Source organism: Amycolatopsis sp. NPDC049159 (genome assembly GCF_040648295.1).
GTDB classification, from domain to species: domain Bacteria; phylum Actinomycetota; class Actinomycetes; order Mycobacteriales; family Pseudonocardiaceae; genus Amycolatopsis; species Amycolatopsis pretoriensis_A.
In genome coordinates this window covers 36,060-53,215 of the sequence record NZ_JBEZDL010000008.1, presented here as the reverse complement: position 1 = coordinate 53,215, position 17,156 = coordinate 36,060, and the positions used below count along the sequence as shown (strand labels likewise).

General features: G+C 72.8%; 11 protein-coding genes. 8 read left to right on the top strand and 3 right to left on the bottom strand.

Features of this window, described 5'->3' with window-relative positions:
* Position 1 precedes the first annotated feature (1 nt).
* The 5 genes from AB0B33_RS16590 (at position 2) to AB0B33_RS16570 (ending at position 10,036) form a co-directional block, all read left to right on the top strand.
* Positions 2-2,959 carry an ATP-binding protein gene (locus tag AB0B33_RS16590; protein ID WP_360772137.1) on the top strand — a complete coding sequence of 986 codons (2,958 nt, stop codon included), beginning with the start codon at positions 2-4 and terminating at the stop codon, positions 2,957-2,959.
* Entirely contained in the window at positions 2,956-5,043 is a 2,088-nt protein-coding gene (locus AB0B33_RS16585; RefSeq protein WP_360772134.1) for a magnesium transporter, read from the top strand. The genes AB0B33_RS16590 and AB0B33_RS16585 overlap by 4 nt, the downstream gene beginning before the upstream one ends.
* A 3-nt stretch (positions 5,044-5,046) precedes the next feature.
* Positions 5,047-5,646 carry a hypothetical protein gene (locus tag AB0B33_RS16580; RefSeq protein WP_360772131.1) on the top strand — a complete coding sequence of 200 codons (600 nt, stop codon included), beginning with the start codon at positions 5,047-5,049 and terminating at the stop codon, positions 5,644-5,646.
* Positions 5,647-5,648: 2 nt separating this feature from the next.
* On the top strand, positions 5,649-6,650 hold the full coding sequence (locus AB0B33_RS16575; protein WP_247014421.1) for a C40 family peptidase: 1,002 nt from the start codon (positions 5,649-5,651) through the stop codon (positions 6,648-6,650).
* 3,200 nt (positions 6,651-9,850) lie between these two features.
* Positions 9,851-10,036, top strand: coding sequence for a hypothetical protein (locus AB0B33_RS16570; RefSeq protein ID WP_360772128.1), 186 nt, complete (start codon positions 9,851-9,853; stop codon positions 10,034-10,036).
* Here AB0B33_RS16570 and AB0B33_RS16565 read toward each other — a convergent pair.
* Positions 10,033-10,977, bottom strand: coding sequence for an ATP-binding protein (locus tag AB0B33_RS16565; RefSeq protein WP_360772125.1), 945 nt, complete (start codon positions 10,975-10,977; stop codon positions 10,033-10,035). The genes AB0B33_RS16570 and AB0B33_RS16565 overlap by 4 nt on opposite strands.
* A gap of 129 nt (positions 10,978-11,106) precedes the next feature.
* Here AB0B33_RS16565 and AB0B33_RS16560 point away from each other — a divergent pair, with 129 nt between their 5' ends.
* The 3 genes from AB0B33_RS16560 to AB0B33_RS16550 all read left to right on the top strand — a co-directional run bounded on the left by AB0B33_RS16560 (position 11,107) and on the right by AB0B33_RS16550 (position 14,342).
* Positions 11,107-12,507: an RNB domain-containing ribonuclease gene (locus tag AB0B33_RS16560; protein WP_360772123.1), complete on the top strand. Its 1,401-nt coding sequence runs from the start codon at positions 11,107-11,109 to the stop codon at positions 12,505-12,507.
* The gene (locus AB0B33_RS16555; protein ID WP_360772121.1) at positions 12,504-13,277 is read left to right on the top strand and encodes a helical backbone metal receptor; all 774 of its coding nucleotides are present in this window, start codon (positions 12,504-12,506) and stop codon (positions 13,275-13,277) included. Before AB0B33_RS16560 ends, AB0B33_RS16555 begins: the two co-directional genes overlap by 4 nt.
* A gap of 357 nt (positions 13,278-13,634) precedes the next feature.
* Positions 13,635-14,342: an MBL fold metallo-hydrolase gene (locus AB0B33_RS16550; protein WP_360772119.1), complete on the top strand. Its 708-nt coding sequence runs from the start codon at positions 13,635-13,637 to the stop codon at positions 14,340-14,342.
* A 1-nt stretch (position 14,343) separates the two neighbouring features.
* On the opposite strand, the gene AB0B33_RS16545 is transcribed toward AB0B33_RS16550, so the two are convergent.
* Both AB0B33_RS16545 and gabT read right to left on the bottom strand, forming a co-directional pair.
* Positions 14,344-15,771 carry an aldehyde dehydrogenase family protein gene (locus AB0B33_RS16545; RefSeq protein WP_360772117.1) on the bottom strand — a complete coding sequence of 476 codons (1,428 nt, stop codon included), beginning with the start codon at positions 15,769-15,771 and terminating at the stop codon, positions 14,344-14,346.
* Complete coding sequence (gabT, locus tag AB0B33_RS16540) at positions 15,768-17,123, bottom strand: 4-aminobutyrate--2-oxoglutarate transaminase (RefSeq protein ID WP_360772114.1); 1,356 nt, start codon at positions 17,121-17,123, stop codon at positions 15,768-15,770. The genes AB0B33_RS16545 and gabT overlap by 4 nt, the downstream gene beginning before the upstream one ends.
* Between the last annotated feature and the right edge of the window lie 33 nt (positions 17,124-17,156).

Sequence of the window (17,156 nt, the reverse complement as noted above, 5' to 3'; positions counted from 1 at the left end):
GTTGTTCGGTCGCGGCGATAGCCGAGGAAAACGGGGTCGGGACGCACACTCGGGCGCGTGGCAACCGCCCGAGCAGGTCCGCGCGTCGCGGAACGGCTCGGGCGGCAAGGCCCGGCGCCTCACCGGGGAGCAGGCGATCCCCGCGTACACCCCGTCGATCGCGGTGCGAAGCATCGACGGGCACCTGGTCCGCACCGGGTTCGAGGTCTACGCCTGGTACCGGCTCGCGCCGCAGCGCTGGTCTTTTCGCTCGGATTCGCAGCGGCGCGACCTGATCGCGGCCATCGCCGGCCAGTACGCCGAGCTGCAGGGCCGCTGGCTGCACCTGCGCGTCACGAACCGGCCGTACCCGATCCGGATGTGGGCCGAGGCGCACGTCTACAACGCGCACGGCCGTCCCGCCGACGTCCCGGGCGCGATGTCGTTCGACGACTACCTGATCGGCGAGCAGCAGCAGCTGATGGGCCGTTCGATGGCCGAAAAAGAGGTCTACATCGGGGTCCAGGTGCAGACCCGCCGGATGGTCGACCGCGCGGTCGAGCGCGCCGCGCCGGTGCTGCGCAAGATCCTGCCCGAGGCCGTCGACGCCGAGCTGACCGCGCTGGACTCCGAGGTCGAGCACCTCGACCAGGTCATCGGCAGCGCCGGGCTGGAAGGCCGCCCGGTGCACGCCGAGGAGATGTCCTGGCTGATGCACCGCTCGTGCTCCCTGGGCCTGCCCGCGCCGCGGAACATGCCCGCCGTGCCGGGCGCGGCCTGGGAGCCCGAAGACCTGGCCAGCTTCACCGACGCCGCCGACTTCTACGCCGAGCCGTACGCGCCGACGGTGACCGTCCGCGGTCGCACCGGTTCCAACGCCGGCGTCTCGCGGCACCTGGCGGTCCTCACCGTCGGGCAGATGCACGGCCTGCAGATCCCCGAGGTCGACGACCCGTGGATCCAGCACGCCGACCGCCTGCCCGCGGCCGTCGAGGTGTCCGCGCGGATCTACGTCCGGCGCCCGGAAGAGGTAGCCGGCGAGCTGCAGCGCCAGATGAACAAGGTGCGCTCGCAGGTCAAGCACTACACCGACGAGCACGAGCTCGAGCCGCCGCAGTCGCTGTCCCGGCAGGCCGGGCGCGTGCTGGAGATCGACGACGAGATGACGTCGGGCTTCACCGCGCTCGCCACTCGCGTCCGCTCCTGGTGGCGGCTGGCGGTGTCCGGCCCGACCGAGCGCGACGCGCTGCGCCTGGCCCAGCAGCTGCTCGACCTGTACAAGCCGAAGATCGCCATCGAGCACCCCGAAGCCCAGTACGCGCTGGCCAGGGAGTTCATCCCGGGCGAGCCGCTGGCCTCGGCGGCGTACATGCGCCGCGGCTCGGTCGTCTGGAGCGCTTCGGCGGTCCCGACGGCGACGGCGGAGGTCGGCGACCGCCGCGGCATCCTGCTCGGCGAGACGTGCACGGCGACGCGCCGCCCGGTGGCCTGGGACCCGTGGATGGCCCAGGAGATCCGCGACGGTTCCGGCCTGACGGCGATGGTCGCGGGCCTGGGTGGCGGCAAGTCGTTCCTCGGCGGCGGCATCGTCTACAAGACGTTGCGGGCCGGCGCGAGCTGGACGATCCTCGACCCGTCCGGCCCGCTGTCGCGGCTGTGCGACCTGCCGGAACTGCGGCCGTACGCGCGCCCGATCAACCTGCTCAACGCCCAGCCGGGGATCCTGAACCCGTACCGGGTGGTCGCCGAGCCGTTGATCGAGCACTTCATGGACGAGGACGACCCCGAGCGCTCCTGGCGCCGCGAGAAAGCCCTCGCGGGCGCGACGCGGCGCCGTCTGGTGCTGGACGTCCTGTCCGGTGTGCTGCCGTACGAGGTGTCGCGGATGGCGCAGACGCGGATCGTGCTGCTGCGCGCGGTCCGCACGGTCGGCGGCCGCTTCGACGCGGATCCCGGCCAGGTGATCGACGCGCTCAGGCGGGATTCGAGCGAGCACCACGAGCACGCGGGCGTCGTCGCGGACTTCCTGGACGAGATGCGCGAGCGGATGGCGCTGCTCATCCCGGAGACCGACGCGGACCCGTACTCGGAAACCCGTGACGACCGCTTGACGGTCCTGACGATGGCGGGCCTGACCCTGCCGAAGGACGGCGTCCCCCGCGAGTACTGGACGGACGCGGAGTCCCTCGGCGTCGAGATGCTGAACCTGGCGGCGTGGCTGACCCAGCGGTCGGTGTACGAGAAGCCCAAGGAGATGCGCAAGGGCGTCTGGATCGACGAGGCGTTCTTCCTGTCCGAGGTCCCGACCGGGCGGGTGCTGATGAACCGCTTCGCGCGTGACTCGCGCAAGTGGAACGTCCGCGTGCTGCTGTCGTCCCAGATCCCGGCGGACTTCCTGAAGATCCAGGGTTTCGTGACCCTGCTGGACTCGGTGTTCGTCGGGCGGTTGGACGACGACGACGCCCAGGCCGACGCCCTGCGGCTGCTGAAGGTGCCGGTCGGAGTGGGCTACGAGCAGGTCGTCGCGGCCCTGGGCCGTCGTCCCGGCGCGCAGCAGCGCGGCCTGGAGCGGGACGTGGAGCCCCGCCAGTTCATCTTCGGCGACGGCGCCGGGGGTGTGGAGCGCATCCGCGTCGACTTCTCCGGCCCGCACCTCGACCACCTGCGGGCGGTCATGGACACGACCCCGGGTTCGAAGGACGCGGCGCCCTCGCGGCGACCGGGCAACGAGCTGGCGCTGCCGGCGGACGAGAAGAAGCCGTACGTGGCGGTCCCGCCGGAGGACGACATCGAGCTGGAGCAGGACTTCGAGCTGGCGGCGGAACTGGAGGTCGGTCTGGCCGACGAGAACCTCCTGGGCGCGCCCGATCCACTGGCCGCGGAGACCGGCGAGGTGGAGGGCGGGGTCCAGCCGTCCAACGGGCAGCAGCAACACGCCCGCACGGGTGGAAAGGGCGGCACCGGCCGGGACGCCGCATGAACACCGTGCTGACGCTCGCGGTCCTGCTGACGGTGGCCGCGGGGTGGCACGCGCTCAAACGGCGGATCAAGGAAGGCCCGCGACCGGGCCGGCGCACGCCCGGGCGCAAGGCGACGATGTTCGCCGTGATGCTCGTCCTCGGCCTGCAGGCGATCGCAACCGCCCCGGCAGCAAGCGCGGCGGCCTGCGGCGAAGCACCGAACCCGGAACGCCCCGGCGCGGGCATGGTCGGCGCGATCGACCCGGCTGAAGGCCACGGCGAAGCGGGAAGCGCGTACGTCGACTACAGCTACGCCGGGTTCGTCTGGAACACCTTCGAGACGAACTGCTCCGGGCTGAACCTGACGCCGCCGGGCTCCACGCTCGACACCTGGGGTGGCAACCAGCTGTTCAACCTGGGCAAGAACATCGTCGGCGCGACGAACTCGCTGCACTACACCGTGCTCGAGGGCGGCCTGCTCAACCCGATCTACAGCGCGGTGAAGTCGGGCGCGGAGAAGGTCTACAACAACATCTACGCCCAGCTGTTCGGGCTGGTCGCGCTGGTCATGTCGATCATGCTGTTCCGCAACATCTGGCGCGGCGACCTCGCCGCGGTCAGCAAACGGGCGCTGTACGCGCTGGCCGGTGTCTGGCTGGCCGCGTCGTCGCTGGCGATGCTGCGGTACTTCGACCCGATCGACAAAGCGATCGTCCAGACCACCACGAACATCCAAGCTGGGTTCGTCGACGACTCCGACAACCGGGTCATCCGGCACGTGCTGCCGACGAGCCTGCACAACGAGATCGTCTACAAGAACTGGGTGCGCGGGGAGTTCGGTTCGCCGACCGCGCCCCAGGCCGACCAGTTCGGCCGCCCGCTGCTCGACGCCCAGGCGTTCACCTGGGCGCAGCTGCGCAACGGCGACGACGGCAACCAGGCCGTCATCGACGGCAAGAAGAACGCCTACAAGGACATCTCCACCAAGCTCGGCCCCGCCACCGGCTACTTCACCGGCGAAGCCGGCGGCCGCACCGGTGCCGGCTTCCTCTCCCTCGGCCAAGCCCTCGTCTACTCCCTCTTCCAGCTCCTCGCCAAGGCGAGCGTCCTGCTCGCCCAGGTCCTGATCCGCCTCTTCGCGCTCACCGCGCCGCTGATCGGGCTCGTCGCCCTGCTGCACCCGGAGATCCTGCGCCGCGTGCTCAAGGTCGCCGGCGGGGTCGCGTTCAACCTCGTCGTGCTCTCCGTCCTCGCCGGGGTGCACGCGCTGCTGCTGCAGGCCATCTTCGACGCCGGCAACTCGCTGAACATGCTCACGCAGATGGTCCTCGCCGGGCTCATCACCGTGCTGCTGTTCATGGTCGGGCGGCCCGTGCGCCGCCTTTGGCAGATGGTCGAGATGTCGGTCAGCATGGTCGGCGCCGCCGTGCCGTCGCCCGGGGGCGGGATCTTCTCCCGCTTCAAGCGCCGCCAGACCGGCCCGACGCCGCAGGACGAGTTCTGGCAGAACGTGCGGGACACCGACGACGTCGTCGACGGTGAGCAGCGCGGGCCGCTCGGGGCGACCGCCGGGGGTGGGCGGTTCCGGCCGGAGGCCACGATCTTCGCCAACGCCCAGCGGCTCGACAACACTTCGGGCGCCGCCCGCCCGGCCGCGGCCTGGTCCGGGGCCTGGCCGGGAGCCGTCGGCGGCGGCGGCGGATCCGCGGGCGCGCTGCCCTCGGGCGGCCGGCCCGGCTCGCCGGTGTTCGGCCAGTACAACCCCGCCAACGGCGACCCGGGTGACTACGTCGTCGTCGGGTCCAACGGCAGGCCGACCACGCGGGAGGAGAGCCGGCGCGTTGACACCTCGCCGGTGGCCGACCGGCGGTGGAACGACGAGCCCGAGCCCGTCGTCGTGCCGTCCGACCTGCGCGCGCCGGAATCCGGCTTCAGCGACTACCCGGCGCAGGACGCGCCCCGGGCGCCGGGTGTGCGCGCCCAGCCGCGTCGCGTCGACCCGGAAGTCGTCGCCGGCAAGCCCGTGTTCGTGCTGTACCGGCCTTCGCGGGGCATCGAGGTCCGCGAGGAACCGCGGGACACCGACCACGTCATGGGGCGGTGACCGATGCCGATCCGCACCAACCGCGGCCGCGCCGCGGTCTACCGGCGCCTGTGGGGCTGGCCGCTGCGCTCGCCGCGCCACCTCATCGGCGCGTTCGTGGTCCTCGCGATCCTGATCACCGCGCTCGGCATCGTGCTGCCCAAGGTCGTCGGCAAGCCGCAGGCGAAGGCCTCGCCCGCCACCGGGACGACGACGTCGGTCACCAAGACCGCGCCGGGCGTCGCCGCGCCGGTGCCGACGTCGAACCTGCCGACGCGGCTGTCCACGCCGCTGGCCACGCCGACCCCGGCCCCGCCGAACGCCGACGCCATCCGCGTCGCCAAGGAGTGGGCCGCGGCCTGGGTGAACCACCCGGCGGGCATGACGTCCGAGCAGTGGCTCGCGCAGCTGAAGCCGTTCACCACCGAGGAGTACCTGCCGGTGATGGGCACGGTGGAGCCGGCGAACATCCCGGCGACGAAGGTCACCGGTGAGCCGGTCGTCGGCACGTCCTACCCGAACTCGGTGCAGCTGACCATCCCGACCGACGGGCCGAAGCTCGCCATGACGGTCATCAGCACCAACGCCGGCTGGCGCGTCGCCGACTACGACCAGGCGAGCTGAGCGTGCGGCGCCTGGGGTTGTGGCTGGGGCTGATCGTGTTCGTCGCGATCGGCGCACTGGTCGTGACCGCGGTCGCCGCGAAGGTCGTCATCGACAACCAGCAGGCCCAGGCGGGGGGCATGTCGCTGATGAGCTGCGACGCCTCGGTCGGGCCGACCCAGCCCGGCCAGGGCGAGCGCGGCACGGTCGACGCGTCCAAGCTCGACGACGAGCAGCGCGGCATCGTCGCGGTGATCATCTCGGTCGGCAAGCAGCGCTCGCTGGCGCCGCGCGCGTGGCAGGTCGCGATCCAGGCCGGGATGACCGAGTCCGGGCTGCACAACCTCACCTACGGCGACCGGGACTCCCTCGGCATCTTCCAGATGCGCCCGTCGATGGGCTGGGGGACGGTCGCGCAGGTCACCGACCCGACGTACGAGGTCAACAAGTTCTACGACGTCCTGCTCGCGGTCCCGGACTGGGAGAACAAGCGCCCCGGAGACGCGGCGCAGGCGGTCGAGCGCTCGGGCTTCCCGGACCGCTACCACAAGTGGGAGCCGATGGCGGCGACGCTGGTGGAGAACGTCGGCCAGGTCGTCGACGTCGTTGCCTGCGGGACGGGCCTGGGCCAGCTGCTGCCGCCGAGCCAGGCCGCGGCGAAGGCGATCAGTTTCGCGCTGGGCGAGCAGGGGAAGCCGTACGTGTGGGGCGCGACGGGCCCGAACTCGTACGACTGTTCGGGCCTGATGCTCCGCGCGTACGAGTCGGCGGGGATCATTCTGCCGCGCGTGTCCCGCGACCAGTACCACGCCGGCGCGTTGCTGCCGGTCCGCGAGGCCCAGCCGGGCGACCTGATCTTCCTGGCCACCGACCCGTCGGACCCGAACAGCATCCACCACGTGATGATGTACCTGGGCGACGGCAAGGTCGTCGAGGCCCAGCAGACCGGCGTGCCCGTGCACACGAGGCCGTTCGAGTTCGACGAGGCGGAAGTGGTTCCGCAGGCGGTCCGCCCCGGCGTTTAGCATGGGTCGCAGAGGGCCTTGACACGAATCGGCCGATTCACCCGACGTCGCGGCGCTTCCACGAGCAGGTGGCCGCGAGCTGGCAGAGGATGAGCACGTGGGACGGAAATTCGGCAAGCGAGGCAAGTCCGGCGGCGGCGAGCCCCAGGACCCGGCGTCGCTGTTCGGCGCGCCCCAGCCCCCTCGCCAATCGGCGCGGCCGGCGTCGAGCACGCCGCTGGCCGACCAGCTGAGCCAGGGCTACCCGGGCGTGGACGCGGGGTACGTCGTCCTGCCCAGGTCATTGGCCGAGGGGATGTCCCTCCCGTGGCAGCACCAGATGGCGGCGTTGCTGGCCCAGTTCCACGCCGAGCACGCGCGGCTGGCGTGGCCGATCTATCGCGTCGTGCCTTCGCGGTACGAGAAGCTGGCGGACCTCGACGAGGAGCAGCTCGCGGAGGCGGGCTACCTGGTGGAGATGGACGCCGACGGGGAGATGGTCTACCGGGAGCGGAGTGGCCGGAAGGTCGACGACCCGTTGAACACCACGGTGCTGGTGTCGTCGTTGGACCCGATTCCGAAGCCGGTTGCGCGTCCGGCTCCGCCGCCTCCGGGGGCGCGTCCGGCGCCGGGGGCACCGGCCCCGATGAACATCGGGCCGGCGCCGGTGTGGCGGACGGTGGCGCAGCCGCCGGGGACGCCTGAGCAGCAGGGGCCTTGGGGGCGTCCGGAGGAGGAGGGGCCGCAGTCTTCGTCTTCGCCTCGGCATGCGGCTCCGCCTTCGCCTGGTGTCGCTCCTTCGGCGGCGGGGGAGATGCCGGTCCACCCGGTATCGCCCGATTTCCAGGCTGGGCCGCCCACGATGCCGGCTGGCGTGGCTCAGGGGCAGCCGCAGGTTCCTGCTGCACCGCGGCAGTCGGCGCCTGCTGTTCCGCAACCACTTGCTGTGCCGCAACCGTCGGTAGAGGTGGAGCAGCCTGCGGTGCCACGGCCATCGCTTGCCGAGCCGCAGTCGCCAGTTGTGCCGCCACCGTCTGCTGAAGCAGAGCAGCCCTTGGCGCCGCAGCCGCCCGCTGCGCCGCGGCCGTCGGTTGAGGGGGAGCAGCCCGCCGAGTCTCGACCGCCGACCGCGGCGGAGGAGTCCGCGGTGCCAACCCCGTTGGCTGAGGTGGAGCAGCCCGTTGTGCCTCAGCCGTTCACTGAGCCTGAGCCGGCTGCGGCCTCGTCGGAGGCACAACCGGAGCTGTCCGCGACCGCCCAGCAACAGCAGGCCGCCGAGGTGGAGCAGTCGACTTCGCCCGAGCCGCCCGTCGCGGCTGAGGCGTCTGGAATCTCGCAGCCGCTTTCTGCCGACGTGCAGCAGGAAACGTCCGGTGCGCCGTCTACGGCCTCGTCGGTTGATGAGCCCGCCGATGACCAGGACGCCACGTCGGGTGCCGGTGTGGAGTCGTCTGAGGAGCCGGAGCAGGCCGACGAACTGCCCTCGGATGGTGAGCGGCCGGTTGCCGGTGCGGAGTCACAAGCCGGCGAGCCTGCTGCTCCGCCGACAGTGATCGGCTCGCACCTGCCCAGGCCGCCGTGGGGGAGCGCCGACCTGCCGTTTTCCGGCAACCCGGCGCCTGGCCCTGCGACCCCGGCGCACACCCAGGGAGCGGCTGCCGGTTCTGCGCAGGCACAGGGATCGACTTCCGGTCAGCCGCAGGAGCCTGCGGCCAGCCCGGTGCAGGCGCATGGATCGATTTCGGACCACACCCCGGCGCCGCCGCAGGGACTCGGCGCCGCGCACGCACGAGGATTGGCCGACCCCACCCCGGTTTCCTCGGAGCCGCCGCCCGAGAGCAACCCGGCCTCGACGAAGGCGGCTCCGCTCCCGGGGAGCACTTCGGCCGACCCACAGGCGCCGACCTCGGCACAAGCACCCGCCACGCCCCAAGGGCTGCCCCCCGCGCAGGCTCCGGCTCCCGCGCCAGCCTCCACGCAAGGGCCGCCGCCTGTGCAACCACCGGCCTCCGCTCCGACGCCAGCTGCCCCCCAAGGCCCGCCTGCAGCGCAGGCACCGGCGCCGGTCGTGCCGCAAAGGCCGCCGAGCGCGCAAGTACCGACTCCGGTTCAAGCGCCGGCCGCCGCGGAAGGGCCGCTGCCTTCGTCGGCATCGGCTTCCGGGCAAGCGCCGGCCGCTCCGGAAGGGCCGCTGCCTTCGTCGGCATCGGCTTCCGGGCAAGCGCCGGCCGCCGCGGAAGGGCCGCTGCCTTCGTCGGCATCGGCTTCCGGGCAAGCGCCAGCCGCTCCGGAAGGACCGCCGCCCTCGTCGGCACCGGCTCTCGGGCAAGCGCCGGCCGCGCCGCAAGGGGCGCCGTCAGCCCAAGCGCCGACCTCTGCGCCGGCTGGCTCACCGGGCCTGCCGCCCGCACAGGGGCCGCCGTCCGGGCAGATGCCGACTTCAGCTCAAGCGCCTGCCACGCCGCAAGGGTTGCCACCCGTGCAGGCTCCGGCGCCTGTCACGCCGCAAGGGCTATCGCCCGTGCAGGCTCCGGCTCAAGCCCAGGGTGCCCAGCAGGGACCGCCATCCGGGCAAGTACCGACTCCGGCTCAAGCACCTGTCACGCCGGAAGGGCGGTCGCCCGCGCCTGCCACGCCGCAAGGGCGGTCGCCCGCGCAGCCACCCGTGCCTGTCACGTCGCAGGGCCCCCCGCCCGCGCCTGCCCCGCCGCAGGGGCCCCCGCCCGTGCAGGCACCGCCTCCGGCGCAAGCCCCGGCTGCCCAGCAAGGGCCGCAGCCCGGGCAAGCACCGCCCCCTGCCCGAACGCCGCCAACCCCCCAGGGCCCGCCACCGGCGCAAGCGCCGGCCACCAACCCGCCCCAGCCCTCCCGCTCCAAGCCCGTCTTCCCGGGCCCGGAGTCCACCCCCCAGCCGTTCCCCGCCCGCCACGCCGCGCCCGCCCGCCCCGTCTTCCCGGGCCCCGGGACCATGCCCCCGGCCCCACCTGCGACCGCGCGGCCCGTCTTCCCCGGCAAGGACACCCCGCTCCCGCAACCCACCACCCGCTCCGAGCCGGAAACCCCACCTCGGGGGACTCCGCGCGGGTGGTTCGACGAGCTGCCCGGACAGCAGGAAAACCAGCAGGAAGAAACCCAGGACTTCGGCCCCACCGGGCAACCCACCGAGATCCCCTACAAGTACAAGCGCTGACAGCCGGCCGAGCACCTGCCAGGCTGGGGACATGTCCAAAGACCCGAACCCCGACCAGGGGTGGTACTACAACACCCGCACCAACCAGGTCGAGCACCTCGAGCGCAGCCGCAGCGTCGACCTGCTCGGGCCCTACCCCGACGAGGCCACCGCCCGGCGGGCGCTCGACATCGCCAAGGAACGGACCCGGCAGGCCGACGCCGCCGACGACGACTAGACCGGCAGCCGCGGTCCCAGCACGAACTCCTGGTCCACCTGCGCGGCCAGGTCCGCGCCTGCCCAGGCGCGGGCGTTGCGCAGGTGGAACTCGACCGCTTGACGCTGGTAGCGGGCCCAGTCGCGGTGCTCCGCGTCCACCGTCGCCTGCATCGAACGCAGCGTCGAGAGGTTCCGGGGCTCCAGCTCGGTGATCGGTCGGGTCGCGCCGCGCTCCGCCGCGCGGACGTGGCCGGACGCCGACAGCCAGCCCAGCAGGGCGTCGCCGACCTGGTCCTGCAGGAACTCGACGTCCTCCGCGTCCGTGACCTTGTTGCCCACCACCACGAGCCGGACGCCGAAGTCGCGCGCGTAGTCCGCGTACTGGCGGTACACGCCCACGCTGCGGATCGTCGGCTCGCACACCAGGAACGTCACGTCGAACCGCGTGAACAGCCCTGATGCGAACGCGTCCGCGCCCGCCGTCATGTCCATCACGACGTACTCGCCGTCGACGTCGACGAGGTGGTTCAGCAGCAGCTCCGCGGCTCCCACCTTCGAGTGGTAGCACTTGACGCCCAGGTCGTCCTCGTCGAACTGGCCCGTGACGCCCAGCCGGACGCCGCCCAGCTGCCGGAAGCACGTCGCGAACACCGGGTTGTCCTCGAACGGCCGGACCAGGCGGGAGCCGCGGCCCGGCGGGGTCGTCTTGATCATCGACGCCGCGTCGGGGATGCGCGGGTTGTCGCCGCGCAGGTAGTCCTTGATCAGGGCCATGTTGTCCCCGAGCGTCGGCCAGGCCAGTGCTTCTTCCTCGGTCGCGCCGAGCGCGACCGCCAGGTGCTGGTTGATGTCGGCGTCGATCGCCAGCACCGGCAGGCCGGCGTCGGCGAGGTACGCGACGAACAGTGACGAGAGCGTGGTCTTGCCGCTGCCGCCCTTGCCGACGAACGCGATCTTCACTTGTCGGGCACCCTTCTGATAACGATGACGGTTTTCATTATTGCCGGACAACGTACACCCGACCGGCCCGCGCCCGATCGGGCGATCATCGGCCCCTTCCGGGGTTAGGGTTGGGGGGTGCCTCCCCTGGTGATCAGGACACACTCGGCGGGCGGGGACTTCGGGCCCCTGCGCGCCGAGTTTTCGCTGCCGGAGTCGTTCGGGCCCGACGTGCTGGCCGAAGCGGAGGCGGCGGTCCTCGACCCGCTGGCCGAGCCTCGCGAAGACGCGACCGACCTGCCGTTCGTCACCATCGACCCGCCCGGTTCCAAGGACCTGGACCAGGCGATGGTCGTCGAAAGGACCACGCGCGGCTTCCGCGTGCACTACGCGATCGCCGACCTCGCCGCGTTCGTCCCGCCCGGCGGCGCGCTCGACCGCGAAGCGCGCCTGCGCGGGCAGACGCTCTACCTGCCCGACGGCAACGTCCCGCTGCACCCGCCGGTGCTGTCCGAAGGCGCCGCGAGCCTGCTGCCCGGCGAGGTCCGGCCCGCGGTGCTCTGGACCATCGAGACCGACGACGCCGGCGAGCTGACGTCCACCCGGGTGCGCCGCGCGCTGGTCCGGTCCACCGAGCAGTTCGACTACGAGACGGTGCAGGCCGCGCTCGACGCCGGTCACCCGCACCCGTCCGTGGCGGCGCTGCCCGAGCTCGGCCGGCGGCGGCGCGAACTGGCCGTGCGCCGCGGCGCGGTCGAGCTCCAGCTGCCGGAGCAGGAGATCAGCGGCAACCCGGACGGCGGCTGGGTGCTCGCGCGCCGGCCGCGGACGGTCGTCGACGCCTGGAACGCCGAGATCTCGCTGCTCACCGGGATGGCGGCGGCGCGGATCATGATCGACGCGCGGGTCGGCGTCCTGCGCACGCTGCCCGACCCGGAACCCGAGGCCGTCGACTGGCTGCGCCGCTCGGCCGACGCGCTGGGCATCGCCTGGGCGCCGGAAGCGACCGTCTCGGAGTTCCTGTCCCGATTGGATCCCGGGCAGCCGGCCTCGATGGCGCTCTACGCCGACACGACGCGGCTGCTGCGCGGCGCGGGCTACACGGCGTTCGACGGCGAACTGCCGGCGCTGACGACGCACGCGGGCATCGGCGGCGCGTACGCGCACGTGACGGCCCCGATCCGGCGGCTGGTGGACCGCTTCGCGACGGAGATCTGCCTCGCCGTTTCGGCGGGGCGCGAGGTCCCGGCGTGGGTGCGCGCGGCGCTGGCGGACGTGCCGGAGCGGATGAGCGCGTCGGACACGCTCGCCGCGAAGGTCGAGCGGGCGTGCATCGACCAGGTCGAGGCGTGGGTGCTGGCCGAGCACGTCGGCGGCGAGTTCAGCGCGGTGGTGCTGCGCGCGGACGAGAACAAGGCGGAGATCCTCGTCGAAGACCCGACGGTGATGGCGAAGTGCGCGGGCGAGAAGCTGACCGCGGGGGAGCGGATCGACGTCCGGCTGACCGCGGTGGACGTCGAGCAGCGGAAGGTGTCGTTCGAACGCGCATGACCCACCTCGTCGACGACCTCGGGGAGCCGGTCCCGCTGTCCGGTCCGGCCGCACGCGTGGTTTCGCTCGTGCCGTCGCTGACCGAAGCGCTCGAAGTGAGCGCGCCCGGACGCCTGGCCGGTGCCACCGACTACTGCACGCACCCGTCCACTTTGGACGTGCCGAGGGTGGGCGGGTCGAAGTACCCGAAGCTCGACCGGGTCCTGGACCTGGCGCCCGACCTCGTGCTGGCGAACTCGGAGGAGAACCGCCCGGAGGACGTGGAACGCCTGCGCGCCAACGGGATCCCGGTCTGGGTGATGGCCGCGGCGGCGTCCGTGCCCGCCGCGCTGGGCTCGCTGCGCCGGATCCTCACCCAGGCGTGCGAGCTGGACGAACCGGAGTGGCTGGTCGCGGCGGAGGAGGTCTGGCGCGAGACCGCGCCGGTGCGGTTCCACGCGGTGGTCCCGGTCTGGCGCAAACCGTGGATCGTCCTGGGCCGCGACACCTTCGGCGGCGACGTCCTGCGCCGGGTGGGGGTGGCGAACGTGTATGCGGGTTCCGGCGAGCGCTACCCGCGGCCGGACGTGGAGGAGCTGCGGGCGCACTTGAGCGCGGACGCCGATCTGCTGGTGCTGCCGGACGAGCCGTACTCGTTCACCGAGGAGGACGGTCCGGACCACTTCCCGGACGCGCGGTACGTGCTGGTCTCGGGGCGGCACTTGACTTGGTACGGACCTTCGCTGGTGGAGGCGCACGCCGCGTTGACGGCTGCGCTGGGACGAGGCTAAGCCCGCGGCCAGGCAGGCTTCGTGTCGAGCGAGGAACGCCCAGGCGGCGGGGTGCAGGTCGAACCAGGCCGACGATCGGCTCGCCGCGCACTCGGGCCCGAACTTCCAGGTCGGCTGCGCGCCGGAGAACTCGAGCGCCCGATCGCCTGGCCGTCCGCCCAGGTCGGCTCTGCGTTCGCGGCACCGGCTGGCGCCGGCAGCGCGGGGGTCGCGCCGGGTTGAGCCAGATCCGCAGCCGGCGTGCGAGGAAGCAGGCGATTTCGTGTGGCGGGCCACGGCCCTCGGGCTCGGCGGGCCGTCCACACCGTGCGCTCCGGTGCCATTGCGCCGCACGCGCCGGGCTGGCACCGTGGGCCGATGCTGAACGAAGTGGCCGAGGGTGTCTGGGTGCGGCAGAGCACCTGGGTCTGGAGCAACACCACCGTGATCCGCGCCGACGACGGCCTGCTCGTGGTCGACCCCGGCATCGAGGGCGCCGAGCTGGACGAGCTCGCCGACGATCTCGACCGGCTCGGCGCGCCCGTGGTCGCCGGGTTCTGCACGCACCCCCACTGGGACCACCTGCTCTGGCACCCCCGCTTCGGCGATGCCCCGCGCTACGCCACCGCCGCCTGCGCCAAGATGGCCGGGGAAGTGCGGGAACGGGCGCAGGCCATGGCCGCCGAGACCGCGACCGGTGTCCCGCTCGACGTCGTCGCGCTCCTCACCCCGCTGCCGGCCGACGGCAACCCCGTCCCGGGTGAGGTCGTCGAGCACGACGCGCACGCCGTCGGGCACGCCGCGCTCCTGCTCGCGGACCGCGGCGTGCTGCTCGCCGGGGACATGCTCTCCGACGTCCTGATCCCGCTCCTCGACCCCCGCCGCTCCGGTCAGCAGGCCGCCTACGAGGCCGCGCTCGACGTGCTCGAAAAGGCCGCCGAGCACGTCGACGTCCTGATCCCCGGTCACGGGGCCGTGGCCACGGGACCGGAGATCGCGGCCCGCTTCGCCACCGACCGTGCCTACCTCGAAGCGCTGAGCCGCGGCGAGGAACCGGACGACGAGCGGTGGGGGAAGCGCCGGTAGCTCAGAGCGTCAGTCCGGTCAGGACGGTCACCCGCTCCTCGGTGAAGTCCGCCATCGCCGACGCCGGGCCCTCGCGGCCGACGCCGGAGTCCTTCACGCCGCCGTAGGGCATCTGGTCGGCGCGGAAGCTCGGGACGTCGCCGACGAGCACGCCGCCCACCTTCAGCGCCGCCGACACCTCGAACGCCGTCGGGAGGTCGCGCGTGAACACGCCCGCCTGCAAGCCGAAGCGCGAGGCGTTGATCCGGGACACGCCGTCGGCGACCGAAGCCACCCGGACCAGCGAAACCACCGGCCCGAACACCTCCTCGGCCATCACCGACGCGTCCTCCGGGACGTCCGCCAGGACGGTCGGCTCGACCGTCGCGCCCGACCGGCCGCCGCCGGTGAGCAGGCGGCCGCCCGCCTCCACCGCGGCCGACACCCACGATTCGACGCGCGAAGCCGCGTCGGTGGTGATCAGCGGACCGACGTCGACGCCGTCGGCGCGCGGGTCGCCGGTCCGCAGCGCCCCGACCTGCTCGAGCACCTTCGCGGCCAGCGCGTCGAACACCGAGTCGTGCGCGTAGACCCGCTGCACCGAGATGCACGACTGGCCGGCCTGGTACATCGCGAACGTGGCGATCCGCTGCGCCGCGAAGTCGAGGTCCGTCCAATCCGGACAGACGAGGACCGCGCCGTTGCCGCCGAGTTCCAGCGCCACGTGCTTGCGCGGGACGCGGTCGCGGATGGCCCAGCCGACCGGGACCGAGCCGGTGAACGACACGACCGGCAGCCGCGGGTCCTCGACCAGCCGCGACGACGTCTCGTTGTCCACCGGCAGGATCGACCACGACCCCGCCGGCAGGTCCGTCTCCGCCAGGATCTCGCCCAGCAGCAACGCGGTCAGCGGCGTGGCGGGCGCGGGCTTGAGCACGATCGGCGCGCCGACCGCGATCGCCGGCGCCACTTTGTGCGCCACCAGGTTGAGCGGGAAGTTGAACGGCGTGATGCCCAGCACCGGGCCGCGGGACACCCGCCGCACCAGGGCGATCCGGCCGGTGCCGCCCGGGTCGGTGTCGAGGCGCTGCAGCTCGCCCGAGAACCGGCGTGCTTCCTCCGCGGCCCAGCGGAACGTCGAGACCGCGCGGCCGACCTCGCCGCGCGCCCACTTCAGCGGCTTGCCGGATTCCGCCGTGATCAACGCGGCGATCTCTTCGGACCGCTCGCCCAGCGCGCGGGACACGTGGTCCAGCGCGCCGGCGCGGACGTGCGCGGGCAGCGTCGCGAACTCGTCGGCGACGTCGTGCGCGGCCTGCACCGCGGCCTCGACGTCCGAGGCCGAAGGCACGAAGTGCGAGCCCGCGGAGGAGCCGTCGTAGGAGTGCCGGACGTCGGCGGTCGAGCCGCCGGTCACCGGCTTTCCGGCGACCCAGAACGGGAAAGTCATGCGAGAGCCTCCGTGCGGACAGCGTGCTCGAGGACCGAGAGGCCCTCGTCGAGCAGGTCGTTGGACAGGGACAACGGCGGCAGCAGCCGGACGACGTTGCCGTAGGTGCCGCAGGTCAGCACCACCACGCCGGCCCGGTGGCAGGCCGCCGCGACGCGCTTGGTCAGGTCGGCGTCGGGTTCGGTGGTCCCCGGGCGCACGAACTCCGCGGCCAGCATCGCGCCGCGCCCGCGGACGTCGCCGATGACACCGGTCTCGGTGGCCAGCGCACGCAGCCGGGGCAGCACAACGCCTTCGATGCGCTTCGCCGACGAAGCCAAGTCCTCGTTCTTCATCGTCTCGATCGAGCCGAGCGCGGCGGCGCAGGCGATGGGGTTGCCGCCGTAGGTGCCTCCCAAACCGCCAGGCGCCACCACGTCCAGGAGTTCCGCGCGGCCGGTGACGGCGGACAGCGGCAGGCCGCCCGCGATGCCCTTCGCCGTCGCGATCAGGTCCGGCACGACGTCCTCGTCGGTGGAGGCGAACCAGGAACCGGTGCGGCAGAAGCCGGTCTGGACCTCGTCGGCGACGAACACGACGCCGTTTTCGCGGCACCACGCGGAAATCGCGGGCAGGAAGCCGCGCGCGGGCTCGATGAACCCGCCCTCGCCCTGGATCGGCTCCAGCACCACCGCGGCGACCTGGTCGCCGCCGATCTGCTTCTCGATCCGGTCGATGGCCAGCGCGGCCGCTTCGGGGCCGGACAGACCGTCGCGGTAGGGGTAGGAGCCCGGCACGCGGTAGACCTCGGGCGCGAACGGGCCGAAGCCGTGCTTGTAGGGCACCGATTTCGCGGTCATGCCCATCGTCAGGTTGGTGCGGCCGTGGTAGGCGTGGTCGAACACGACGACGGCCTGGCGCCCGGTCGCCGTGCGCGCGATCTTCACGGCGTTCTCGACGGCCTCGGCGCCGGAGTTGAACAGCACGGACTTCTTCGCGTGGTCGCCCGGCGTCAGCTCGGCCAGTGCCTCGCAGACCTCGACGTAGCCCTCGTACGGCGTGACCATGAAACAGGTGTGGGTGAACCAGCACGCCTGCTTGCGGACGCGGTCGACGACGGCCGGCGCGGAGTGCCCGACGTTGGTCACCGCGATGCCGGAGCCGAAGTCGATCAGGACGTTGCCGTCGGCGTCGGTGAGCAGCCCGCCGCTGGCTTCGGTGACGTAGATGGGCAGCACCGAGCTGACCCCGGCGGCGACGGCGTTCGCGCGGCGCTCCTGCAGCTCGCGTGAGACGGGGCCGGGGATCTCGGTGCGCAGCCTGCGCTGCCGGGGCGCCGGCGCCTGCGGCTCGGCGGTGGTGCTTGCGGTCACGGCGTGCTCCTGCGGACGCGGACGGGGGGACGT